Here is a 22,830-nt window from a genome sequence, read left to right as displayed (position 1 = left end):
TTTTTGGTTATAGGTTTGTCTTGATAATATGTTTAAAGGCCTTAATTAAAAATAAACGAACCCTCGCTAAGATGTTAAAAACAGGAAACTGCCCTAAATTTATCCTTTGGATATTTAGTCACACTCAACGCGAGGGTTATGTGTGTTTTATATTTTCTTTTTTTGCTAAAGAAAAAACAAGAACTTCGCTAAAAATATCATAATGAAACTCACCAAACCAAGATTAGCCTTAATCTGCGGAATACTTTGTATTTCGATATTCCCAATATTGGTTAAACTAAAATTAGCGTCGGGATTAATCTCGGCTTTTTATCGCATGGCTATTGCCCTTGCTTTACTTTTGCCTTATGTGCTGATTACTAAAAATTTTAAACTTCCAAAGACAAAACTAGTTCTTTTAGCAGCACTTTGCGGCATTTTATTTGCCTCAGATGTTGCGGTTTGGAATATCGCCATTCAGGATTCAAGTGCCACTCAGGCTTCTTTATTAACAAATTTATCTCCAGTTTGGGTTGGGATTGGTTCTTTTTTCTTTTTGAAAGCCCGACCGGCAACCAATTTCTGGATCGGTACCCTGGTTTCCTTATTCGGCATGATCACGTTGGTTGGTTTTAGCTTTTTTCTGGAATTAAATTTCAATCAGGCCTTTTTGTTTGCCGTTTTATCCGGAATTCTTTATTCTGTTTATCTTTTGGTAAGCAAAAAAGTACTTTCAGAAATTGATGTTTTATCGTTTATGACGATTAATTTAATAGCTTCAAGTATCTATCTAGGAATTCTCTGTTATGCCTTAAACGAGCCTTTTACAGGATTCTCAGATACAGGTTGGTTTGTATTTGTACTTCAGGCAGTAATGTGTCAATTGTGTGCCTGGCTTTCGATTAGTTATGCCACACAACACATGCGTGCGACGAGAGTTTCACTAAGTTTATTGAGTCAGGCCGTAATTACATCCATATTAGCTTGGTTGTTCTTAGAAGAACAAATAACTTTACAAATGGTTTTTGGCGGAATCATTTTACTATTCGGAATCAGGATTACTTTTTACGATAAAACGATATCATTTAAAAAGCTATTTTCTAAGAGTTAGGATTGAGAAATGGCCGACGGATGACATGGATTTACACAGATTCGTTTTAAAATAATTCGTGAATTGCTTCGCCTATTTAAAATCGCTTGAAAAGGTTTCACGCAGATTTAGCAGATCAAGCAGATTTTTTTTTTAAATAATTCGTGAATTCGTGGCGAAAAAACTTGAAACAAATTTTTCCATAAGACAAAAACCTGAAACCTGAAACAAAACAAACTTGAAACAAAAAACACATGTTACATAGAAACAAAATACCAAATTTAAAAGTAATCGCATTTGATGCTGATGATACTTTGTTTGTCAACGAACCTTACTTTCAGGAAACTGAGCACAAATTTTGTGCCCTGATGGAAGATTATCTTTCGCATCAGGGAATTTCGCAGGAATTATTCAAGATCGAAATTCAAAATTTACCGTTATACGGTTACGGGATCAAAGGATACATTCTTTCGATGATTGAAGCTGCGATGAACATTTCGAACAACACAATCCCTATTGAAGCAATCGCAAAAATCATTCAATACGGAAAAGAATTACTCGAAAAACCTATCGAACTTCTGGATGGAGTCGAAGATACTTTGAAATCTTTGCACGGAAAATATAAATTGGTTGTGGCCACAAAAGGCGACCTGAAAGACCAACATAGTAAATTGCATCGCTCAGGTCTGGGACATTACTTTCATCATATCGAAGTCATGTCAGACAAACAAGAAGTTGATTACGAAAAACTGTTGGGACGTTTAGACATTCAGCCTAATGAATTTCTTATGATCGGGAATTCATTAAAATCTGATGTTTTACCGGTTTTAGGAATTGGAGGTTATGCCGTTCATATTCCGTTTCATACCACTTGGGAACACGAAAAAATTAGTCACAAAGTCGAACACGAACATTTTAGTTCATTCGAAAAAATTACTGAAGTAGTTCAGAACTTATCATAATGAAAACAATTTTAGATTTAGAAAACTGGAACCGAAAAGAGCATTTTCAGCATTTCAGACAAATGGAAGAACCTTTTTTTGGCGCAACCGTAGAAATTGATTGTACAAAAGCCTATCAAACGGCAAAAAGCCTTAAAGCTTCTTTCTTCATTTATTACTTACACAAAACGCTGGTTGCTGTAAATGCAATTGAGAATTTTAAATATAGAATTTCAGGTGACGAGATTTACATCAACGATCGTATTGACACATCAGCCACAATTAGTCGCGAAGACGGCACTTTTGGATTTTCATTGATTGAATACAATCCGGATTTTAAAATCTTCGAACAAAATGCTATAGCCGAAATTGAACGTATTCAAAGTACAACCGGACTTTTTACAAGATCCTTTGATGATGACAATTTGATTCATTTTTCGGCAATTCCGTGGTTGAATTTTACTTCGCTTTCGCATGCCCGTAGTTATACATTTCCAGACAGTTGCCCTAAAATTTCTTTTGGAAAAATGATCACTTCAGAAACCGGAAAAAGAACAATTGCCATGTCAGTTCATGTACATCACGGTTTAATGGACGGTTTGCATCTGGGCCAGTTTGTAACTCTTTTTCAGGAGTTAATGAATAGCTAAAATCATATTTAACCTTATTCTGTCGCTTATATGTCTTATAGAGAAAACTCATTTCTATAATTAGTTGTTGTTTTGCAAAATATTTCAAAATCATCAGACTACAATAAAACAATGTACTTATTCTTAGTTTTAACTAACTTTTATTTACAAGAATATTGAAGAGAAATTGAAATTTGCAAACTCAGATTCTGATATCAAAATGAAGAATCAATCAGTATAAGTAATAAAATCAATTATGATTACAATATTTGGAGATAAATCCTTTACTGGAAAAAAAGAAAAAATACAAAATGTAAATTGCATAAACTGCAACAGTAATAACATAGAAATTACTTGCTATCATTCTTATTATCATATTTTCTTTGTACCTGTTTTTCCAAATAAAAAAACAATCGTAGCACAATGTTCTAATTGCGGAGATATTCAATCTCTTGAACCAAAAGAAAACAAATCTATTGAGGATTTCTCTAAAAGAAATGCAAATCCACTATGGATGTGGATCGGCCTTCCTGTCTATCTAAGTTTTTTCACCTGGATTGCTTTTACCAAATTATATCCTACCGCAGAAAAGAAAGTACAAGAATGCTTTTCTAACATTCAACCAACCGAAGTTTTTGAAATAAAATCAAAAGATGGCAAAAAACAACTTCTTAAAATAAAATATATAGATAGAAAAAACAACACTCTTATGTATGTTTTAGGACAATCTCAATATAACATTAATGAAAGCATCAATATAACATCGAAAAATATAGAGCAGGAATTCAAAAACGGACAAGAAATTGAAGTGACAGAAAGTAATTTTAAACAATTACCAATTATTAACTGTCATTAACTTTACAAATGAAACCTATTCAAATTTACAAACCATCAAATTTACAAACGATCGTTTTTGGCGTTAGCTTTTTGTTAATCATTTTAGTCACTGTACTTCTTTCTTATGTTACTTTTAGCAGCAATTCAAGAATAGATGATAATGGGAAAACCCTAACTGCAAAAGCTTTTTTAATACTGATTGCCTTGATGATTTCTTGTGCATTCATACTTTTCAGACATATAAATAAACCAAAATTTAGTCTATTTGAAGACGGTATTAAAATCAATAACGGAGATATAATTTCTTTTGAAACCATCACTGATGTGTATTTATTTCTTTCTGGAAAAAATATCGGAAACAATTATAACAATTTAGCATTCAAAACTTATGAAAATGAATCCTGGAACATTATATCTGCTGATTATTCAGGCAATATCAATATTTTTTTAGATCTGTATTGCACAACAAAAGTTCTATTTTTAGAAAATGAATTAGAGAATAAAAAATCTATAAACTTCCACTATATCCCTAAAAATAAGACAAACGCCTTTGCAATAGGAGCAAATTCTTTTGTTAAAAATCTAAAAACAGAAACAATAGTAGTAAGCGATAAACACATTATTATTAAAGACAAAGCTTACGAATACCAAAGTTTAAAGCCATTGTATCTAAACAATAACAAATTTGAAATTAAAACATTAAATGAACAGATTCTATTAAGTTTTACTTATCTAAACATGATGAGTTTTGATGTTTTTAGGAAAATTTACAACCAAAGAACTACGAAATAGTTTTATAAAGAATTCAGAACGCATATTTCCATTTCAGACTGATCATAAAAAATCACGTAATCTCTAACAGATGGCAATAGGATCTTAAAACACTTCAATGATAACTAAGATCGCTATAAATCTAATTAACCTCTTGGCTTACCCGGATTAAAATTAACTTTATATTTTAAACCCTTTGGCAGAGGTTTTTCAGCAGGTTAAATAGCCTAAATAACATTTAACCTTATTCTGTTGTTTTTATAACTTTTACTGGAGTACAATTCTTACAATTAATCGTTTTTTTTGGGAAAAATTTAAAATCTCAATAACAATGAAAAAAATTGTAATTATTCTAGCATTTTCGTTGGGTTTAACAAACTTACATGCACAAACTGAAAAAGCCTCAAATGACTTTAACAAATGGTCTATTGAAATTGGGGGCGGAGTAAATAAGCCTCAACGCCCGATGACTTCAGATTATTTTACTTCGACACCCAGTTTCTATGTTGGAGATCTTGGAGTTCGATACATGTTTAACAACAAGTTTGGTTTAAAAGCTGATTTTGGATACAACAGTTTTACAGGAAAAAACAATTCTGTAGACTTTGATTCAAAATACTACAGAGCCGATTTACAAGGGGTTGCTAACTTAGGAAGAATCATGAATTTCGAAACCTGGACTAAAACAATAGGTTTATTAGGTCACGCAGGTTTTGGTCTGGCTCAGTTAGAGAACTCAGATTTACATGTTAAAGACAGAATGGGTAACTTTATTGCCGGTGTTACAGGACAAATCAGATTATCTGACAGAATCGCTCTTACAGGTGATTTTACTACTATTCTGAATGCTTCGCAAAGCGCTACTTTTGATGGTGCCACTATTGCAGATTCAAGAGGATTTACAGGAATTCTTTTCAACGGTACAGTTGGATTGCAGGTTTATTTAGGAAAAAACACAAAACATGCTGACTGGACTGTAATTTCTGACGCTGCAGATCTTACTGCATTGCAAAATAAAGTAAACGAACTTGAGATTTTATTAGTAAATAAAATCCCTGAACAAGTAGTTGTAGAAAAAATAGTAAATGCCGTTCCTGTTGCGGCAGCAACACCTGAAAAAGATGTTGTAAAAGAAATGATTAACGATAAATATTACAGTGTTTATTTTGGCTTCAACAAATCGGTTCCAATCGAAAATTCGACTGCTGCCATAGATGTTGTTTTAGCTTATCTAAGAAAAAATCCTTCGGCATCTCTTGATATTATTGGCCATGCTGATCAGGTTGGTAAGTCAGAGTACAACGAGAAATTATCAAATACCAGAGCAAACAATGTTAAAACCATTTTCGAAAAAGCCGGTATCGAATCTTCAAGATTAAATACTATTGCTGAAGGAGCCGATACTTCTATCCAAAAAGATTCAGAAGAAGCCAGAAGATTAGCCAGAAGAGTTACTTTTAGAGTTAAATAATTTCAGCCTTTAAAAAGTGAAAGCCCAAAGAGAATTTCTTTTTGGGCTTTTTTGTTTTTCATCGTTTCCAATTGCCATTTCCTTTTTATCCATTAAATTTAATTAAATTTGGAATAATATTTGTGCATCAAAAACTCATGAAAAAACTACTACTCTTTTTTCTTTTTGCCTCTCCATCAGTATTGTTAAGTCAGACAATACTCAATTCTTATCCGCTAGATTTAAAAAAAACGGATGAAAACAATCAGATCCTGAATACCCAGGATGAAAAAACCCATGAGCTGTATGTTTTTGCTGCAGATTCTAAAAACATCAACATCCTAAAATACAATAACTCATTTTTCCTGACGAATCAATTTACAGATTCGATAAAAAATGCCGCAAACAGAACTCTGTTAGGCAGCAGTATTAGTGACGACGGAAACCCAACACTTTACTGGAGCTCAGGAAAAGAGCAAAACATAAAAATTATAAAATATTTTTTGGGCACAAAAACTTCCAGAGCTTTAAATTTTAATTTCAATGAAAATATTGAATATGCAATAGCAACATTTCAAAAAAACAACAATTTCTATATTCTGGGAAAAGAAAAAAATGAACAACATCTTCTTCTTTATGAATTTAAAAATGGAAAATGTGAAATAAAAATGTTTGATTTCTCGAAGTTTCTTTTTCAAAACGAAAGAGGGTTAAAATTTACCTTCAGTTCACTGATTCGTTATTTTCCCCTTCAAAAAATGGAATCTGATGAGTTTAATTCCTTAGACAAAGCCACCGGTATAAGCAAACTTTATGTACTGGATGATCGCCTTATTTTGGCATTTGATTACAACTTAACAAAAACACAGGTTTTTGACCTAAACATCGAAACTTCTGAAATTACGGAGAAAAATTTTAATCAGCCTGTTTCTAAAAGTCCTTCTAAAACATCGAATTCTTTTTACAACGAAAACAAACTATTTCAGATCAAGGCCAACAAAGATGAATTTTTGTTTGATATAAAAGAGGTAACTTCCCAAAAAACTATTAAAAGTATATCCGTTTCAAAAAATGACACAATTCGTTTTAAAAACTCACCTTTCCTTCTTCAAATAAACAATAATAAACCTCAGGAATTAAAAACCACGAGTAAATTCCTGAAACAATTGTCTGATTTAAGGGTTGGGCTTTCCGTTTTAAAAAACAATAAAAACAGTTATATAACATTTGGCGGATTCATCGCATATGCTTATTCTGATTTTAATTTTGATCAAAATTATGCTGATCAAATTAAAATGGTTTCTTTTGATGCCATACTAAATGCTGATTTAGAATTTGTAACTAATGAAAAAACAGAACCATTAGCGATTGATAACATCTACTATTACCTGAGTAATGCTAAAAATGTATCCTTTCAAAATATTCTTAAATTAAAAGATTATACCGTGTTAGGGTATTATGACACTGCTCTCAAGCAATATACTTTTCGTAAATTTATAGATGGTTTTATTAGAGAAGATAACGGAAATCCGATTAGCAATAAGGCTGTTTTTTCGAAATCTTTCCCTTTAAAAAAGCCTTAATTTTATTGAGAATTAATCCAAATGTCTCGTGTTTTTGCATTTCAAAAATGGAAATGGATAATTTTTTCTAACTTTACAAAAAAGTCATCATTATGTTATCGAAAAATATAGAAGCAGCATTAAATAAGCAAATTCGCATAGAGGCAGAATCTTCACAAACCTACCTTTCTATGGCTTGTTGGGCTGAAGTACACGGATTAGAGGGAATTGCACAATTTATGTATACCCAATCAGATGAAGAGCGAGCACATATGCTTAAATTAGTAAAGTATATCAACGAACGTGGAGGTCACGCTCAGATTACAGACCTAAAAGCGCCTAAAACATCCTATTCTACATTTAAAGAAATGTTTGAAGCACTTTATAACCATGAGATTTATGTTTCAGAATCGATCAATGAATTAGTACATATTACTTTCTCAGAAAAAGATTATGCTACACATAATTTCTTACAATGGTACGTAGCAGAACAAATTGAAGAAGAAGCAACAGCAAAATCGATTTTAGACAAAATCAACTTAATTGGAGACGACAAAGGCGGACTATATTTGTTCGACCGTGATATTCAGCAATTAACGGTTACAAGCTCTATCGCCATTAACCCAAAATAAAAAAAGTTAAAGTTTATTTAGAATATATAAAAATAACAATTTTCTTTTATATTTGCTTCTGTTTTTAAATACGGAGGAAAATTGAGCAAGAAAGAAAAAGATAAGGACAAGAAAAAGGATAAAAAGAAAAAGAAAAACGCAGCTATCCTTGATAAGATTAAAAAGTTGGAAAACTGCAAATCCTCTTGTTGTGAGAAATACAAAAAAAGCGAAAAGAAACGCTGCTCACGTTGTCCTATGTTTGATTTATTCAAAAAAACTGCTTAACCAGATATACAAAACCCACCAAAAAATTTGGTGGGTTTTTAGTTTAAATCACAATCGGATTCCGATTTTAAAAAGATTCTAAATTTTAATCATGGAAAACATCATCATACCCAAATCCAGTCTTGATTTTTTGACTCAACTCAAAGAGAACAATAACAAACTCTGGTTTGAGGCCCATAAGCCTGAGTATTTAAAAGAACTAAATCATATTGAAACCTTTGCAGGAGCTTTACTTCATGAACTCTCAAAAACAGATGTTTTAGAAACCGCTTCGGGCAAAAAAAGTGTTTATAGGATCTACCGTGATATTCGCTTTGCTAAAGACAAAACTCCTTTTAAAACTTTTTGGGGAGGCAGTTTTACCAGAGCAACAAGTCAAAGACGTGGTGGTTATTATTTTCATCTCGAAAAAGGAAACAGTTTTTTTGCAGGCGGTTTTTGGGGACCAAATGCGGGAGACTTAAAACGTCTAAGAAGCGAATTTGCGCACGATGCCAAGCCAATGCAAAAAATATTGCGTTCAAAATCTTTTGTCAGCACTTTTGGCATTTTACAGGGCGAACAACTCAAAACAGCACCAAAAGGATTTGACATCAATCATGAAGCTATTGATTTACTGCGTTACAAACAGTTTTTGATCATTAAACGTTTTACGGATGAGGAAGTTTTAAGTCCGCTATTTTTAGAACAGGCTTTAGACACCTGCAAAAACATGAGACCCTTTTTCGACTATATGAGCGAAGTACTGACAACGGATGTTAACGGCGCTTCTGTCTTATAATTAAATCTCAACACAAAGTTTAAACCCGACAGGTTTTTAAAACCTGTCGGGTTTGCTAAATACCCAGTTATTGGTATAAAAACTAACTGGGTTCAATATCAAATTTGATTAAACTTTATCTGCTGAGCAACAAAATCTCATTAACAATAATTTCGGTTACGTACTTTTTTTCGCCGTTTTTATCGTCATAACTCCTGTGTGTTAACTTTCCTTCAACAGCGACTTCCTTGCCTTTTACGACATACTTTTCGATAATTTCAGCGGTTTTTCCCCAGGCTGTCACACGATGCCATTCTGTTTGTTCGACTTTTTCGCCTTTGTCATTGGTGTATTTTTCGTTTGTGGCAATAGTAAGATAAGCTAATTTTCTTCCACTTTCTAAAGTTCTGATTTCCGGATCGTTTCCTGCGTTCCCAATTAATTGTACTCTGTTTTTCATTGCATTCATGGCGTATAATTTTTAAATGTTCATATAAAAGAATTCGTTTATCAAATTCAACAAGGCAAAGATCTGGCGAACTGCAAAATTTATTCGGTTACAAACTATTTACTTTCGGTTGTAACTACTTGTAAACGTTTGTAAATGGAAATATTTTTTTGTACATTTAACAGAAATCTTACTACATGCAGACGAAAATAAATAAAGTTGAACTACGAAATTTAGAAATTGAAGACTACAAACAGTTAAAAAATTCGATGATAGAATCCTATCCCGAAATGGCGAATTCATATTGGAAAGAGAAAGATATTGAAACGTTGCTTTCTATATTTCCGGAAGGTCAATTGGTGATTCTGGTCGATGAAAAAGTTGTGGGATCCGCATTGTCCTTAATCGTAGATGAAAAATTAGTAGACAAAAGACATAATTACAGACAAATTATTGGCGACTATACATTCTCGACCCATAATCCGGATGGGGAAATATTATACGGAATTGATGTTTTCATTCACCCCAATTACCGCGGCTTGCGTCTGGGACGTCGTTTGTACGATGCCAGAAAGGAACTCTGTGAACAGCTAAACTTGAAAGCAATTGTTTTTGCAGGAAGAATTCCGAATTATAATCAACACTCTAAAAAACTCACTCCAAAAAACTATATCGACAAAGTAAAACATAAGGAATTACATGATCCGGTACTGTCTTTTCAGTTGAGTAATGATTTTCACGTATTGAGAATCATAAAAAATTATCTCGAAGGTGATGAAGAATCTAAGGAATTTGCAGTCCTTCTGGAATGGAATAATGTCTATTACGACGAAAGTCCAAAACTTATTAATCTCGAGAAAAGCGTTATTCGTTTGGGACTCGTGCAATGGCAAATGCGTCAATTGAATAATCTGGAAGAGTTTTTTGAACAGGCAGAATTTTTTATTGATGTCGTTTCAGGTTATGGAAGTGATTTTGCTTTATTTCCCGAACTTTTTATTGCGCCTTTGATGGCTGATTACAATCATTTATCTGAAGCAGAAGCCATTCGTGAACTTGCCAGGTATTCTGACCCTATCAGAAAACGTTTCCAGGAATTTGCCATCTCTTACAACATCAATATTATAACCGGAAGTATGCCTCTTTTAGAAAACGGGAACTTATACAATGTTGGTTTCCTATGTAAAAGAGACGGTACTTCGGAAATGTATACCAAAATTCACGTTACCCCAAACGAAGTACAACATTGGGGTATGAAAGGCGGATCTCAATTTAAAACCTTTGATACAGATTGTGGCAAAATTGGAATTTTGATTTGTTATGACGTTGAATTTCCGGAACTCTCCAGAATAATGTCTGACGAAGGCATGAACATTTTGTTTGTTCCCTTCTTAACGGATACTCAAAACGCTTATACCCGCGTAAAACATTGTTCGCAGGCACGTGCAATCGAAAACGAATGTTATGTAGCCATAGCAGGTTGCGTGGGTAATTTACCAAAAGTGAACAATATGGATATTCAATATGCGCAAGCTTCTGTATTTACACCCTCTGATTTCGCTTTCCCAAGTAATGGTATAAAAGCCGAAGCCACTCCAAATACCGAAATGACGCTGATCGTTGATGTTGACCTTAATCTATTAAAACAACTTCACGAACATGGAAGTGTGCGAATTTTAAAAGACAGGCGACATGACCTGTATGAAATCAAAAAATTAGAGCCATGAAAACATGCCTTGAGTGCTCCGAAAAAATTGTAGGCCGGGAAGACAAAAAGTTTTGTTCAGACAGTTGCCGCAATGCCTACAATAATAAAATAAATAAAGACAGTACTAATTTCATGCGTAATGTAAACAACAAATTACGAAAAAATTATCGTATTTTGTCCGAGCTAAATACTGATGGAAAATCTAGAGCAACACGGGATAAATTGATCAATAAAGGTTTTGATTTCGATTTCTTTACCAATATCTTGCAGACCAAAACAGGAAATACCTACTATTTCCTGTATGATCAAGGATATCGCTCTTTGGACAATGATTATTTTATGCTTGTTAAAAAAGAAATATAGTACGTAATGAAGAAAAACCCCACCTCAATTCTGGCCATAGTCTGCGTTTTAGCAATTCTTTGTATTATCTATGCCTCGATGATGCCACAATGGATTTCGAAAGATGAAGAAGCACTTGCTGAATTTTCTACAGAAAGAGCCTTAAACCAAGTCGAAATTATTGCGCAAAAACCACATTATGTGGGTTCAACCAATCATGAACTGGTAGCCAATTATCTTAAACTTGAACTTAACAGAATTGGTCTGGAAACCTCCGTTCAGGAAGGCTTTACGCTTAATGACAAAGGTCTTTTGGTGAAATCTAAAAATATACTGGCCCGCATAAAGGGAACTAATAGCTCAAAAGCGCTTTTGTTACTATCGCATTATGATAGTGCCCCGCATTCATTTTCTAAAGGTGCAAGCGATGATGCCTCAGGAGTAGCGACAATATTAGAAGGGATTCGTGCTTTTTTATACGCCAAACAACCCCATAAAAATGACATTATTATTCTTTTTTCTGATGCGGAAGAATTGGGTTTAAATGGAGCTGCTCTTTTTGTAAACAAACATCCCTGGGCAAAAGACGTTGGTTTGGTCATCAATTTTGAAGCCAGAGGTTCTTCAGGTCCAAGTTATATGTTGATGGAAAGCAATAAAGGGAATGAAGCTCTTGTCAAGGAATTCGCAAATGCAAAAACGAAATATCCGGTTTCAAATTCTTTGATGTACAGCATCTATAAAATGCTTCCAAACGACACTGACTTAACCGTTTTTAGAGAACAAGGGAACATTCAGGGATTTAATTTCGCCTTTATCGACGGGCATTACAATTATCACACACAGCAAGATGACGTTCAGCATTTGAACAAAACAACACTGGCACATCAGGGAACCTACCTGATGCCTTTATTAAAATACTTTTCGAATGTTGATTTAAATACAACAAACTCAACTGAAGACGACGTTTATTTTAGTGTTCCGTTCTCCTTCATCAGTTATCCATTTTCATGGGTACTTCCAATGACTATTATTGCATTAGGCTTGTTAATCCTTTTTATTTTTATAGGAAAAGCCAAACGTGTCATTACTTTCAGAGAAATTTTCAGAGGATTTGTTCCGCTTCTGGGATCAATAGTCGTATCAGGATTAGTTACCTTTTTAGGATGGAAAATTCTGCTGCAAATCTATCCTCAATATTCAGACCTCCTTAACGGATTTACCTATAACGGTCATGCTTATATTGGCGCTTTTGTAACGTTGAGTATTGCCATTACTTTTGCTTTTTACCATCATTTTTCAGAAGCAAAAATCACAATGAATCATTTTGTAGCACCTCTGTTACTTTGGATTATCATTAATGCATTTCTGGCAAATAGCTTAACTGGTGCAGGTTTCCTAATTATTCCTGTTTATTTTGGAATCTTATTGTTCGGAATCTTTGTTATCACACAACATTACAGTTTAGGTATAAACTTATTATTCAGCATTCCTGCTCTGGCCATTATAGCGCCTTTTATTCTGATGTTCCCGATTGGATTAGGTTTAAAGATTCTTTTTGGAAGTGCCATTCTAACCGTTCTGCTTTTCGGATTATTACTTCCAATATTTGGTGCTTTCTTTAAAAAAGGAGCCTGGACCATGTTCTTTTTTGCGGTTTCGATTGGCTTTTTTATCTATGCAGGTTATCATTCAGGCTACCAACACGGAGAAGCAAAATCAAACAGTTTATTATACGTTTATAATGCTAATACCAACTCTGCAGTCTGGACTACTTATGACGTAAATTTAGACTATTGGACCAGAACCTATTTAGGAGAAAAAAATCAAAAGGCTGTTGGTCTCAACGCGCTTCCGATAACCAGCAAATACAATTCAGGTTTTACGTATAGTGCCATCGCACCGGTTGTGGATGTGCCAAAACCAACAATCGCTTTCTTAAAAGATAGTGTTGTGGGCAATAACAGGTATCTGAAAATAAAAATTACGCCTAACAGAAAAGTAAACCGTTATGATATATATGCCAATCCAAAAATGACTTTTTTCAACTTTAAAGCCAATGGCGTTTCGACTTCAGGAGAAAAAGGAAATCGTCTGGAACGGGATGGTGCAAAAATTTTATGCTACTATGTTGTAGGCAATGAGCCGCTTGTTATGGATTTCTATATCAATAAATCCTCCGTTTTTGACATGGATTTAATTGAAAGTTCTTTCGATTTAATGACGAATCCGTTACTTCAGATAAAACCAAGAAGCGACTGGATGATGCCAACTCCTTTTGTTTTGAATGATGCCGTTTTAATTCAGGAAAAAATAAAAAAATATACAGCACCTGCAGCAGTTCTAAAACCCGCAACTGCAGTAAAAGACAGTACTGCTATTGCAAAAGACAGTTTGAAACCCTTAGCAAGACCAGAATAAATATAATTTCTAAAATAACCAGATTCTAACCAAACCATTATGAAGAAAATTTTTCTGCTTTTTATCCCTTTAAGTTTTTTCACTGCCAACAGTCAAACCTTAGAAGAAAAAATAGCAAAGAAAGCCTGCAGCTGCCTGCAAAAAAGCAAAGAGATAAACGAAGAAATTTACAGAAACTGCCTGACAAATTCAATGACAGAAGTAATCCTGAATGACAAAGATGCTAAAGTTAGAGAAGGAATTAATACGGTAGAAGGAATCAAGAGTTTACTTCAAAAATCTGATGAAACTATTGGCAAAACCTGTCCTGACTTTTTACCAAAAACTCCAGAAAATAAATCTGATATTTATTATAGTGATTCCAAAATTAAAGAAGCGCAAAACTCTTATATAATTGCAAAAGACTTTATGCGTACCAAGAACTATAAATCAGCGATCGAAGGTTTGCAAATTGCATTAAAACAAGATCCCAATTTTGTTTTGGCACTTGATGATATTGCAGTTTGCTACAGGCAACTGGAGGATTACGATAATGCCATTAAATATTATAAAAAATCGTTGGATATTTATCCGGAAGGAGAATATGCTTTAATGAATATTGGTGTCGTTTATACACTGAAATCGGATTATAAAAATGCTATTGATTACTATGAAAAACTAATAAAATATCAACCCAATAATGCTGAAGGCTATTTTGGGGCAGGAAAAAACTATCTGGCAATCAATGATGATGAAAAAGCCCTGACTGATATTTTCATCGCTCATAGAATTTACAGTACCGATAAATCAGAATATTCAAAAGATACCGAAATACTTATGGGAGCTCTTTATCAAAAAATGATGAAAGAAAACAAAGAAGCTATTTTTAAGAAGATTGCAGCAGAAAACAACATTACAATCGAATAAATTCCAGTTTTAAAATATAAAATGGCAAACTTTATCCGTAAAGTTTGCCATTTCTTTTAACAAGCACATTCAATCTTCAAACCTCCCTCTACTCCATTTATCCCTTCAGTCGCATATCCATCAAACTTCCACCACACTATTCCGCCAATTAATTCTTTTACTTTAAAGCCTAATTTTGCCATATTCAAAGCACCTCGTGTCGAAGCATTACAACCAATCCCGTCGCAATAGGTAACATACAAAACCTCTTTGTCTAAATTTTTTGTATTTTCAACAGTCATTTCACGATGCGGAATATTAATCGCTGATGGAATATGTTCCGCTTCGAAACCAAATGCTTTTCGGGCATCAATAACGATGACTTTTTCTCCGTTATTCAAGGTGTCAAATAAATCAGACGGATCCATTTCGAAAGCGAGTTTATTTTCATAATGTTTAATTTGTTCTTCCATTTTAATTATAGTTTTAGTTTTTCAAAAGTAATTCAACACTAAATCCTATAAAAACGAAAAGAATTCATCAAGTCGATTACTTTTTTTCATAGAAAAGCCATTCTAAAATTTTGTTCCTTTGTATTCTAATTCCCAAAAAATGGAAATCCGTCATTTAAGGTTAATAAAAGCAATTGTCGAAGAAGGAAGCATCACCAAAGCGATTGATAAATTGCATTTGACGCAATCGGCTTTGAGCCATCAACTCAAAGAAGCCGAATACCAATTGGGAACTCCGGTTTTTTTGAGAACGAATAAGAAACTGGTTTTGACCAAAGCCGGCGAGAAAATCTACGAATTGGCCAATGAGATTCTGGATAAACTCTCGCAAACCGAATCTCAAATCAAGCAAATGGTGTATGGAGAACACGGCGAAATCAGAATTAGTACCGAATGTTTTTCAAGCTATCATTGGCTTCCACCGGTTTTAAAACAATTTCATCTTTTATATCCTAATGTAGATTTAAAGATCGTAACTGAAGCCACTCATATTCCGCTACAAAAATTACTAGAGAATACAATTGATATTGCCATTATCAGCGATCAGATTAAAGACAATAATATAAAATATATTGAGCTTTTTCAGGATGAAGTGGTTATGGCTGTTTCTGAAAATCATGCATGGGCGAATAAAAAGTACGTCGTTGCCGAAGATTTTATCAACGAACATCTTCTGATTCACTCCCTTCCGATGGAAACGGTTACCATTCATCAGTTTATTTTGGCTCCAGCCAAAGTGACGCCCAGAAAAGTTACTCCGTTACCCTTAACAGAAGCTTCTCTGGAGATGGTTAAAGCGGACATGGGTGTGATGTCGATGGCAAAATGGGCCTTGTTGCCTCATTTGAAAAACAATCCGATTAAGGCCATTAAAATTGGGAAAAATGGTTTGAAAAGAAAACACTTTATCGCCATTCGCGAAAATCAGAAATACCCCGATTATTTCCATCATTTTATTACCTTTTTACAAACCGAAATCAACCTGCAATGGAATATTCAATAAGGAATTGCGAACCCTCTGACTTACCAAAACTGGTTATTTTATGCCAGAAACACGCTGAATACGAAAAAGCCAATTATTCTCCGGAAGGTAAAGAAGCAAAACTCAAAGAAGCTTTGTTCAGCAAACACCCCAAATTATTCTGTTTAGTAGTGGCTACAAAAGAAACCATTGTAGGATATGTGTCCTATACTTTTGATTTTTCGACCTGGGATGCAGCAACTTTTATCTATATGGATTGTTTCTTTTTGGAAGAAGAAACGAGAGGTTTTGGCATTGGTGAAGTTTTAATCGATAAACTAAAACAAATCGGAACCGAGAAAAACTGCATCAACATACAATGGCAAACACCTCAATTTAATGAAAGAGCCATTAAATTCTACAATAGAATTGGCGGAAAAGGAAAAGATAAAGTTCGTTTTACATTAGATTTGTAAATAATTTAATCCCGCAAAGTCACGAAGACGCAAACAAAAAAGTTTTATTAAGTCTAGCTTTCCCTTTGTACCTCTAAACCTTTGCCTCTTTGTCCCTTATAAAAATGACACAAATAAGTATATTAGGCTGCGGCTGGTTAGGATTTCCTTTAGCAAAAAACCTAATCGAAAACGGAAATTCCGTAAACGGATCAACAACTTCTGAAAACAAACTTTCAATTTTAAAAAAGGCTGGAATAAATCCGTTTTTGGTTACGCTTGAAAGCGAAAGTATTTCAGAAAGCACAAACTCTTTCTTGGCTCAAAGCGAAATACTGATTATTGATATCCCACCAAAACTGCGAGGAAATAATGCTGATGCATCCAATTCTTCAAAAAAGGTTTTTGTAGAGAAAATAAAAAACCTGATTCCTTTCATTGAAAAATCAACGGTAAAAAAAGTTCTTTTTGTAAGTTCTACTTCTGTTTATGGAGATGAAAACGAATTAATTACCGAAGAAACGATTCCAAATCCGGAAACCGAAAGCGGCAAACAATTGCTTTTAGCCGAAGCTCTTTTACAAAAAAATCAAAATTTCGAAACTACTATGTTACGTTTTGGCGGATTAATTGGTGAAGATCGTCATCCTGTAAAATTTCTTGCCGGAAAAGAAAACCTTGAAAACCCAGATGCTCCCGTAAACTTAATTCATCAAATTGATTGCATTTCAATCATCGAAGAAATCATCAAACAATCAAAATGGAATGACGTTTTTAATGCCGTTGCTCCTTTTCATCCAACAAGAGAGCAATATTATACTCAAAAAGCAAAAGAACAGAATTTACTTCTACCAAAGTTTAGTACTGAAAAATCAAACATCAAAAAGGTAATTTTAAGTAAAAAAGTAGAAACCACTTTGAATTATCAATTCAAGTTAGAAAATTATTAGAAGTCTGAAATGTCAACGTGAGCGAAGCCGAAGGCCTTTGTAAACAAAAAAAGTCTTCGGCTTCGCTCAGGGTGACAATCGTTTAATCGAAAAACTTCTTTCATAAAAAACTACACTACAAAATTTATTTCTATAACTTACATGGTTAAAAAAAACTTTGCGAACTTTGCGTATCCCGATAGCTATCAGGATTGCGCCTTCGCGGTTAAAAAACTTCACGGTTAAAATCTATGGAAACAGCCTACATGAATTCACCTTTAGGAATCACGAAAATCGTCGGAGATGAAAATGGAGTTGCTGTAATCTCCGTTTCTGACATTGGTACGAATGATGTTTCTTTGGAAATTCCGGAAGTTTTAAAAGAAGCCGTTTCCCAACTTGAAGAATACTTCGACAAAAAAAGAACCGATTTCGATTTTAAACTAAACCCAAGCGGCACTGATTTTCAACAAAAAGTATGGAAATCCCTTTTAGAAATTCCATACGGAAAAACCATCAGTTATATGGATCAGACCAAAAAACTGGGCGATATAAAAGCAATTCGCGCCGTTGCATCTGCCAATGGAAAAAATCCTTTATGGATTGTGGTTCCCTGTCATCGCGTTATTGGTACAAACGGATCTTTAACCGGTTATGCAGGAGGTTTGTCCCGCAAAAAATGGCTATTAGAACATGAAACTCCAAGTACACAGCAAAGTTTGTTTTAGTTTTTTTTCGTTTGCCACGAATTAAAATAGTTGTGAATCGATAGATTAGTGAAAATTCGTGAAATTCGTAGCAGAAAAATGTATTGTACAATTTAAATCATAAGCTATTTCCTATTTTAAATTCAATTATGTGTACATTTATCAGCACAAAAAATTAGTGAACATTAGTGAAATTCGTGGCAAAAGATTATGATCGAAAAAATAAACCTCAACAACATCCTTTTTCTTGATATCGAAACCGTTCCTGAAGAAGAAAACTTCAATTCTCTTGACGCGGAAATGCAAGCTCTTTGGGATCATAAAACACAATACCAGCGAAAAGAAGAATATACGCCCGAAGAATTTTACGATCGTGCCGGAATTTGGGCTGAATTTGGTAAAATTGTATGTATTTCTGTTGGCTACTTTACTATAAAAGGCGATGTCAGAAATTTTCGTGTGACCTCATTCTTTGGAGATGAAAAGAAGATTCTAAAAGACTTTAATAATTTACTGAACAACCATTTCAATCAGCCACAGCATATTTTATGCGGACATAATGCAAAAGAATTTGACATTCCGTTTATTGCCCGGCGTATGATTATCAATCAGATTGCAATTCCGGACAAATTGAACTTATTCGGAAAAAAACCTTGGGAAATTCCGCATTTAGACACTTTAGAATTATGGAAGTTTGGCGATTACAAACACTTTACGTCTTTAAAATTACTGACTAAAATTCTTGGCGTTCCTTCTCCAAAAGGTGATATCGACGGAAGTCAGGTGGCACATGTATTTTATGTAGAAAAAGATATTGACCGAATTGTAATTTATTGCGAAAAAGACACTATTGCCGTTGCTCAGATTTTCCTGCGCCTGCGCCGTGAAGATTTGTTGATTGATGAAGAAATTATTCATGTTTAAGAGGAAGGTACAAAGGTGCAAAGTTACAAAGGTTCAAAGTTTACTAACAGGCTCAAAATGTTTTACCAAATGACGTACCACGAAATATCTCATTTTCGTCTTGTTTCTCAGAAACTCTATAAAACAAGCCCAAATTCTCCGCAAGAAATTGTACATTATCTTGGTGCAATGCAGGCTCAGGATTATGCAATGGCAAAATGGGCAATTGGTTCAAGATGCAATGCTACAGAAAAGGAAATTGAAGAAGCTATAAATTCAGCACAAATAATAAGAACTCACATTCTGCGACCAACGTGGCATTTTGTTGCTGCCGAAGATATTTATTGGATGTTGGATCTTTCTGCACCTCAAGTAAAACGTTTTACAAATTCAGCTGCCAAAAAATACGGTTATGATCTCAAAAAATTAGATCAGACTAACTTGGCTATCGAAAAAGTGTTAGCAGGAAATAATCATCTGACCCGTGATGAAATCATGCGGGAACTCAACATCAAGAAAACATCCAGTGATGATTTTTTAAGCGCCGCAATCATGATGAATGCCGAATTGGATGGGTTGGTTTGTAATGGAAAAATGAAAGGCAAACAAATAACGTATACCTTACTTGAAGAAAGGGTTTCGAAGCCAAAAACCAAATTAACCAAAGAAGAAGCACTCTCGAAATTAGCCCAACGTTACTTCGAAAGCCACGGCCCTGCTACACTTCTTGACTTTTCGTGGTGGTCTGGTTTTCCGCCAACTACCTGTAAATTGGCAATTAACGCAATAGAGTTGCAGTTGAATTCAGTCGAGATTGAAAATCAAATTTACTGGTTTGGAAAAGCTATTTATTATCAAACCAACTTCCGCGAAAGCGTACATTTTCTGCCTGCCTTTGATGAGATTTTAATTTCATATAAAACCCGAGAAGCTTCTATTTTATTAGAACATCAATCTAAAGCATTCACTAATAATGGAATCTTCAAACCCATTATTCTCGAAAACGGAAAAGTTATCGGAACCTGGAAACGCACCATCAAAAAAGATCACGCAAAAATAGAAACGCAATTCTTTGATGTAACTGAAAAAGAAAAAAAGACAGCCCTGTTTGAAGGCATTCAATCTTTTGAAAACTATTTGGGAACAAAAATCACTATAGAATAAATCGAATTTTTACTAAAACATTGCCGTTTTTGATAAATAGTTCAGGTTTAGGCACTAAAATCATTGTGCATTTTATTGCTAAATAATTACATTTACAAAAAAAATAGCATTATGGTATTAAGTAGATTTTGGCTGGTCATTTTTATTTCTTCGATTCTCTTTATTGTGGTCAGTTTATTTACTGCCAATACTTATACTATTGATTCTGTAATAAATGGAAAGAAAGACGATCCTGTTTTGATCTCTGAAAAATACATTCACGAACTTCCTGCTTTTATCAAGGACAGTATTAAAAAAGCACCGGATCAAACCATGATTATCAATCGCGATACGCTGAATATTGACACTACTTACGTTTACAAAAATAAAACGGTAAAAATTTTTAGTGGTTTACAAAAATCTGATGGTTTACTGCCTACTTGTAAAAGTACTTTGGTAGATTTAATCCTGCCACTTATTGCCTATCTGGCTTTTTTCTGTGGTTTAATGGAACTTTTAATTATTTCAGGAGCATCCGGTAAATTAGCTAAAGTATTAAGTCCGGTATTTGTAAAAGTTTTTCCAAGTATTCCTGAAAATCATCCCTCGATATCGTATATGACTTTAAACTTTGCTGCTAATTTTCTTGGATTAGATTCAGCTGCCACTCCATTTGGACTTAAAGCCATGGAAAGTTTACAGGAAATAAATCCCGATAAAGACAAAGCGAGTGATGCTCAAATTATGTTTATGTGTCTTCACGCTTCAGGACTGACCTTAATTGCGACCTCAATTATTGGTTATCGTGCTGCCGCTAATGCCACTAATCCTGCTGATGTTATGTTGCCATGTATTATTACCTCTTTTATCGGCACGATTGCAGCATTTTTGATTGTGGGAATTAAACAAAAAATCAATTTCAAAAGTGCCTCTCTTGTCATTGTCTTAATGGGACTAATTGCTGCAATTGTTGGTTTGTTACTGTATGTAAATCATTTGGATTTAATAGGTAAAAATTACTTCACCTCTAATCTTTCAGGATTGATACTGATAGGTATTATTGCCTTTACATTGGTTTTTTCTTTTAAACATGAAAAGAAATTCACGGATGCCAATACTACCGTTTTTGAGACATTTGTAGTGGGAGCTAATAATGGGGTTAAAACCGGTGTTACTATTTTTCCCTATGTATTGGGTATGTTAGTAGCTATTTCTCTATTCAGAAACAGCGGTTTATTCGAAATTATTAGTGATGCAATTGCATTTGTTTTTTCGAATATGGGAGTAAGTAAAGAAATTACCAATGCTTTACCTGTAGCAATGCTTCGCCCTTTTAGTTCTGCAGGATCACGCGGATTCTTGATTGATTCAATGAATACATTTGGGGCAGATTCTTTGACAGCAAGATTGAGCAGTATTTTTCAGTGCAGCGCCGAAAGTACTTTTTATGTAATTGCCGTTTATTTTGGTTCCGTTAATATAAAAAATACCCGTTATGCATTGGGTACCATGCTTTTGGTGGATCTTATTTGTGTGATTACGGCTATTTTTGTAGCGACTTGGTTTTTTTAGAATGAAAATCATGATATATAATCAATTAAAATTTGACCTATATTATATTACATAAACTGGACTGAACTCCAGCTCTACAATATGTGTCGAGCCGATGGCTCTTTTTAGTTCCGGAGGAACGATTTATATTGTAGGGCCGGATTTTAATCCGGTTTAAAATAGACAAACCATAGATAAATATTACATATTGATGAAACCACAAGCCCTTTTTATTTTATTCCTATTAATTGGTTGTCAGAAACCAAAATCTGAATCACAAATAACAAATGCAAGTCTGACGACTACACCAGAAGCAATTGCTGTAAAAGAAAATAATTTCTTAAAAACAGACACCATTTCTCTTGCTGAAGATGGAGAAACATCAAAAAGCAATTACGTTTTGGCACATCTTTTAGAACAAAAAGCAGATAAAGACAGTATTGTAACAGCAAAATACCAACTTGATTTTTATTTGAATAAAATCAAGACAAACTCTTCAAAAATTACCATCAAAGGAACTGATAAAGGATCTGAATGGGGCGCCATTTGCGGATTAGGCACAGAGAGCATCAAAAGTTCTCCCTTTATTCAAATTAGTTTTGGATATCCTGCTTGTGGGTATACCCAAAATAACTATTTGTACTATTTAAAAAACAATGACTTACAACTGGTTCACGAATGGTATACAATGTCTGATAGTGGTTGGGGAAGCTGGGTAGAATTTGAAAGCCCTGCCCAAAAAGCGAATCCTGAATCTTTCTATTGCAAAACCGTTTCGTTTGAACCTGATGATAATGATGAAAACATGGGCACGGTTCAACATTCGGATTCGATTGTTTTCCGTTTAGATGGCACGCACTGGAAAAAACAATTGTTGTCTAAAAAAGACCAAACATACTTCGAGAAAAAGATGTCCTTTGATGACTTTCATTCTATTAAATAAACTC

24 protein-coding genes are annotated in these 22,830 nt (G+C 34.0%); 22 read left to right on the top strand and 2 right to left on the bottom strand.

The annotated features are described in order from the left end of the window. Positions 1 to 202: 202 nt before the first annotated feature. The 10 genes from ACQY44_RS13595 (at position 203) to ACQY44_RS13550 (ending at position 8,939) form a co-directional block, all read left to right on the top strand. Positions 203 to 1,090 carry a DMT family transporter gene (locus tag ACQY44_RS13595; protein ID WP_428230873.1) on the top strand — a complete coding sequence of 296 codons (888 nt, stop codon included), beginning with the start codon at positions 203 to 205 and terminating at the stop codon, positions 1,088 to 1,090. 233 nt (positions 1,091 to 1,323) lie between these two features. After that, positions 1,324 to 2,031: an HAD family hydrolase gene (locus ACQY44_RS13590; protein ID WP_428230872.1), complete on the top strand. Its 708-nt coding sequence runs from the start codon at positions 1,324 to 1,326 to the stop codon at positions 2,029 to 2,031. Then, complete coding sequence (locus ACQY44_RS13585; protein ID WP_428230871.1) at positions 2,031 to 2,660, top strand: CatA-like O-acetyltransferase; 630 nt, start codon at positions 2,031 to 2,033, stop codon at positions 2,658 to 2,660. The genes ACQY44_RS13590 and ACQY44_RS13585 overlap by 1 nt, the downstream gene beginning before the upstream one ends. A gap of 235 nt (positions 2,661 to 2,895) precedes the next feature. Continuing rightward, positions 2,896 to 3,495, top strand: coding sequence for a hypothetical protein (locus tag ACQY44_RS13580; protein WP_428230870.1), 600 nt, complete (start codon positions 2,896 to 2,898; stop codon positions 3,493 to 3,495). An 8-nt stretch (positions 3,496 to 3,503) separates the two neighbouring features. Continuing rightward, positions 3,504 to 4,268 (top strand): hypothetical protein, encoded by a 765-nt coding sequence (locus ACQY44_RS13575; protein WP_428230869.1) that lies wholly within the window; start codon positions 3,504 to 3,506, stop codon positions 4,266 to 4,268. Positions 4,269 to 4,578: 310 nt separating this feature from the next. Continuing rightward, positions 4,579 to 5,718 (top strand): OmpA family protein, encoded by a 1,140-nt coding sequence (locus tag ACQY44_RS13570; protein WP_428230868.1) that lies wholly within the window; start codon positions 4,579 to 4,581, stop codon positions 5,716 to 5,718. Between the two features lie 137 nt (positions 5,719 to 5,855). Further along, entirely contained in the window at positions 5,856 to 7,280 is a 1,425-nt protein-coding gene (locus ACQY44_RS13565) for a hypothetical protein (protein WP_428230867.1), read from the top strand. A gap of 92 nt (positions 7,281 to 7,372) precedes the next feature. Further along, entirely contained in the window at positions 7,373 to 7,891 is a 519-nt protein-coding gene (locus ACQY44_RS13560; RefSeq protein ID WP_428230866.1) for a ferritin, read from the top strand. 81 nt (positions 7,892 to 7,972) lie between these two features. Beyond that, positions 7,973 to 8,158, top strand: coding sequence for a hypothetical protein (locus ACQY44_RS13555; RefSeq protein ID WP_271333987.1), 186 nt, complete (start codon positions 7,973 to 7,975; stop codon positions 8,156 to 8,158). 91 nt (positions 8,159 to 8,249) lie between these two features. Beyond that, positions 8,250 to 8,939 carry a DUF2461 domain-containing protein gene (locus tag ACQY44_RS13550; protein WP_428230865.1) on the top strand — a complete coding sequence of 230 codons (690 nt, stop codon included), beginning with the start codon at positions 8,250 to 8,252 and terminating at the stop codon, positions 8,937 to 8,939. 115 nt (positions 8,940 to 9,054) lie between these two features. Here ACQY44_RS13550 and ACQY44_RS13545 read toward each other — a convergent pair whose 3' ends face one another. Next, positions 9,055 to 9,387: a single-stranded DNA-binding protein gene (locus ACQY44_RS13545; RefSeq protein ID WP_428230864.1), complete on the bottom strand. Its 333-nt coding sequence runs from the start codon at positions 9,385 to 9,387 to the stop codon at positions 9,055 to 9,057. A gap of 176 nt (positions 9,388 to 9,563) precedes the next feature. Here ACQY44_RS13545 and ACQY44_RS13540 point away from each other — a divergent pair, with 176 nt between their 5' ends. From ACQY44_RS13540 to ACQY44_RS13525, 4 genes are read left to right on the top strand one after another with little or no spacing between them, the layout of a single operon-like run. After that, the gene (locus ACQY44_RS13540; protein ID WP_428230863.1) at positions 9,564 to 11,093 is read left to right on the top strand and encodes a GNAT family N-acetyltransferase; all 1,530 of its coding nucleotides are present in this window, start codon (positions 9,564 to 9,566) and stop codon (positions 11,091 to 11,093) included. After that, a complete protein-coding gene (locus ACQY44_RS13535) occupies positions 11,090 to 11,437 on the top strand; it encodes a hypothetical protein (protein ID WP_428230862.1) in 348 nt (115 codons plus the stop codon). The genes ACQY44_RS13540 and ACQY44_RS13535 overlap by 4 nt, the downstream gene beginning before the upstream one ends. A gap of 6 nt (positions 11,438 to 11,443) precedes the next feature. Then, positions 11,444 to 13,837, top strand: a complete 2,394-nt coding sequence (locus ACQY44_RS13530; protein ID WP_428230861.1) for a M28 family peptidase — start codon at positions 11,444 to 11,446, stop codon at positions 13,835 to 13,837. Positions 13,838 to 13,876: 39 nt separating this feature from the next. After that, positions 13,877 to 14,743, top strand: coding sequence for a tetratricopeptide repeat protein (locus ACQY44_RS13525; protein ID WP_428230860.1), 867 nt, complete (start codon positions 13,877 to 13,879; stop codon positions 14,741 to 14,743). A gap of 56 nt (positions 14,744 to 14,799) precedes the next feature. Here the strand turns inward: ACQY44_RS13525 and ACQY44_RS13520 are convergent, their stop codons facing one another. Then, positions 14,800 to 15,195: a rhodanese-like domain-containing protein gene (locus ACQY44_RS13520; RefSeq protein ID WP_428230859.1), complete on the bottom strand. Its 396-nt coding sequence runs from the start codon at positions 15,193 to 15,195 to the stop codon at positions 14,800 to 14,802. Positions 15,196 to 15,334: 139 nt separating this feature from the next. On the opposite strand from ACQY44_RS13520, the gene ACQY44_RS13515 reads away from it, so the two are divergent. The 8 genes from ACQY44_RS13515 (at position 15,335) to ACQY44_RS13480 (ending at position 22,826) form a co-directional block, all read left to right on the top strand. Beyond that, positions 15,335 to 16,237 carry a LysR family transcriptional regulator gene (locus ACQY44_RS13515; RefSeq protein ID WP_428230858.1) on the top strand — a complete coding sequence of 301 codons (903 nt, stop codon included), beginning with the start codon at positions 15,335 to 15,337 and terminating at the stop codon, positions 16,235 to 16,237. Beyond that, positions 16,222 to 16,671: an N-acetyltransferase family protein gene (locus ACQY44_RS13510; protein ID WP_428230857.1), complete on the top strand. Its 450-nt coding sequence runs from the start codon at positions 16,222 to 16,224 to the stop codon at positions 16,669 to 16,671. Before ACQY44_RS13515 ends, ACQY44_RS13510 begins: the two co-directional genes overlap by 16 nt. Positions 16,672 to 16,775: 104 nt before the next feature. After that, positions 16,776 to 17,600 carry an NAD-dependent epimerase/dehydratase family protein gene (locus tag ACQY44_RS13505; protein ID WP_428230856.1) on the top strand — a complete coding sequence of 275 codons (825 nt, stop codon included), beginning with the start codon at positions 16,776 to 16,778 and terminating at the stop codon, positions 17,598 to 17,600. Positions 17,601 to 17,830: 230 nt separating this feature from the next. Continuing rightward, the gene (locus ACQY44_RS13500; RefSeq protein ID WP_428230855.1) at positions 17,831 to 18,307 is read left to right on the top strand and encodes a methylated-DNA--[protein]-cysteine S-methyltransferase; all 477 of its coding nucleotides are present in this window, start codon (positions 17,831 to 17,833) and stop codon (positions 18,305 to 18,307) included. A gap of 189 nt (positions 18,308 to 18,496) precedes the next feature. Next, on the top strand, positions 18,497 to 19,210 hold the full coding sequence (locus tag ACQY44_RS13495; RefSeq protein WP_428230854.1) for a 3'-5' exonuclease: 714 nt from the start codon (positions 18,497 to 18,499) through the stop codon (positions 19,208 to 19,210). Positions 19,211 to 19,279: 69 nt separating this feature from the next. Then, positions 19,280 to 20,353 (top strand): winged helix DNA-binding domain-containing protein, encoded by a 1,074-nt coding sequence (locus ACQY44_RS13490; protein WP_428230853.1) that lies wholly within the window; start codon positions 19,280 to 19,282, stop codon positions 20,351 to 20,353. Positions 20,354 to 20,464: 111 nt separating this feature from the next. Further along, the gene (locus ACQY44_RS13485; RefSeq protein ID WP_428230852.1) at positions 20,465 to 21,904 is read left to right on the top strand and encodes a nucleoside recognition domain-containing protein; all 1,440 of its coding nucleotides are present in this window, start codon (positions 20,465 to 20,467) and stop codon (positions 21,902 to 21,904) included. A 190-nt stretch (positions 21,905 to 22,094) separates the two neighbouring features. Next, positions 22,095 to 22,826: a hypothetical protein gene (locus ACQY44_RS13480; protein ID WP_428230851.1), complete on the top strand. Its 732-nt coding sequence runs from the start codon at positions 22,095 to 22,097 to the stop codon at positions 22,824 to 22,826. The last annotated feature ends 4 nt before the right edge of the window (positions 22,827 to 22,830 follow it).

Source organism: Flavobacterium sp. (genome assembly GCF_965277525.1).
In the GTDB taxonomy this organism is placed as follows: Bacteria; Bacteroidota; Bacteroidia; order Flavobacteriales; family Flavobacteriaceae; genus Flavobacterium.
Note: the sequence above shows the minus strand (reverse complement) of the source record. Positions and strands in the feature narration are given on the sequence as shown.

Coding starts and splice junctions, on each gene's coding strand:
- ACQY44_RS13490 (WP_428230853.1), top strand. CDS start 19,280: ATGACGTACCACGAAATATCTCATTTTCGTCTTGTTTCTCAGAAACTC.
- ACQY44_RS13545 (WP_428230864.1), bottom strand. CDS start 9,387: ATGAATGCAATGAAAAACAGAGTACAATTAATTGGGAACGCAGGAAAC.
- ACQY44_RS13595 (WP_428230873.1), top strand. CDS start 203: ATGAAACTCACCAAACCAAGATTAGCCTTAATCTGCGGAATACTTTGT.
- ACQY44_RS13570 (WP_428230868.1), top strand. CDS start 4,579: ATGAAAAAAATTGTAATTATTCTAGCATTTTCGTTGGGTTTAACAAAC.
- ACQY44_RS13510 (WP_428230857.1), top strand. CDS start 16,222: ATGGAATATTCAATAAGGAATTGCGAACCCTCTGACTTACCAAAACTG.
- ACQY44_RS13575 (WP_428230869.1), top strand. CDS start 3,504: ATGAAACCTATTCAAATTTACAAACCATCAAATTTACAAACGATCGTT.
- ACQY44_RS13495 (WP_428230854.1), top strand. CDS start 18,497: ATGATCGAAAAAATAAACCTCAACAACATCCTTTTTCTTGATATCGAA.
- ACQY44_RS13540 (WP_428230863.1), top strand. CDS start 9,564: ATGCAGACGAAAATAAATAAAGTTGAACTACGAAATTTAGAAATTGAA.
- ACQY44_RS13530 (WP_428230861.1), top strand. CDS start 11,444: ATGAAGAAAAACCCCACCTCAATTCTGGCCATAGTCTGCGTTTTAGCA.
- ACQY44_RS13520 (WP_428230859.1), bottom strand. CDS start 15,195: ATGGAAGAACAAATTAAACATTATGAAAATAAACTCGCTTTCGAAATG.
- ACQY44_RS13525 (WP_428230860.1), top strand. CDS start 13,877: ATGAAGAAAATTTTTCTGCTTTTTATCCCTTTAAGTTTTTTCACTGCC.
- ACQY44_RS13565 (WP_428230867.1), top strand. CDS start 5,856: ATGAAAAAACTACTACTCTTTTTTCTTTTTGCCTCTCCATCAGTATTG.
- ACQY44_RS13580 (WP_428230870.1), top strand. CDS start 2,896: ATGATTACAATATTTGGAGATAAATCCTTTACTGGAAAAAAAGAAAAA.
- ACQY44_RS13560 (WP_428230866.1), top strand. CDS start 7,373: ATGTTATCGAAAAATATAGAAGCAGCATTAAATAAGCAAATTCGCATA.
- ACQY44_RS13535 (WP_428230862.1), top strand. CDS start 11,090: ATGAAAACATGCCTTGAGTGCTCCGAAAAAATTGTAGGCCGGGAAGAC.
- ACQY44_RS13500 (WP_428230855.1), top strand. CDS start 17,831: ATGGAAACAGCCTACATGAATTCACCTTTAGGAATCACGAAAATCGTC.
- ACQY44_RS13485 (WP_428230852.1), top strand. CDS start 20,465: ATGGTATTAAGTAGATTTTGGCTGGTCATTTTTATTTCTTCGATTCTC.
- ACQY44_RS13480 (WP_428230851.1), top strand. CDS start 22,095: ATGAAACCACAAGCCCTTTTTATTTTATTCCTATTAATTGGTTGTCAG.
- ACQY44_RS13550 (WP_428230865.1), top strand. CDS start 8,250: ATGGAAAACATCATCATACCCAAATCCAGTCTTGATTTTTTGACTCAA.
- ACQY44_RS13505 (WP_428230856.1), top strand. CDS start 16,776: ATGACACAAATAAGTATATTAGGCTGCGGCTGGTTAGGATTTCCTTTA.
- ACQY44_RS13590 (WP_428230872.1), top strand. CDS start 1,324: ATGTTACATAGAAACAAAATACCAAATTTAAAAGTAATCGCATTTGAT.
- ACQY44_RS13585 (WP_428230871.1), top strand. CDS start 2,031: ATGAAAACAATTTTAGATTTAGAAAACTGGAACCGAAAAGAGCATTTT.
- ACQY44_RS13515 (WP_428230858.1), top strand. CDS start 15,335: ATGGAAATCCGTCATTTAAGGTTAATAAAAGCAATTGTCGAAGAAGGA.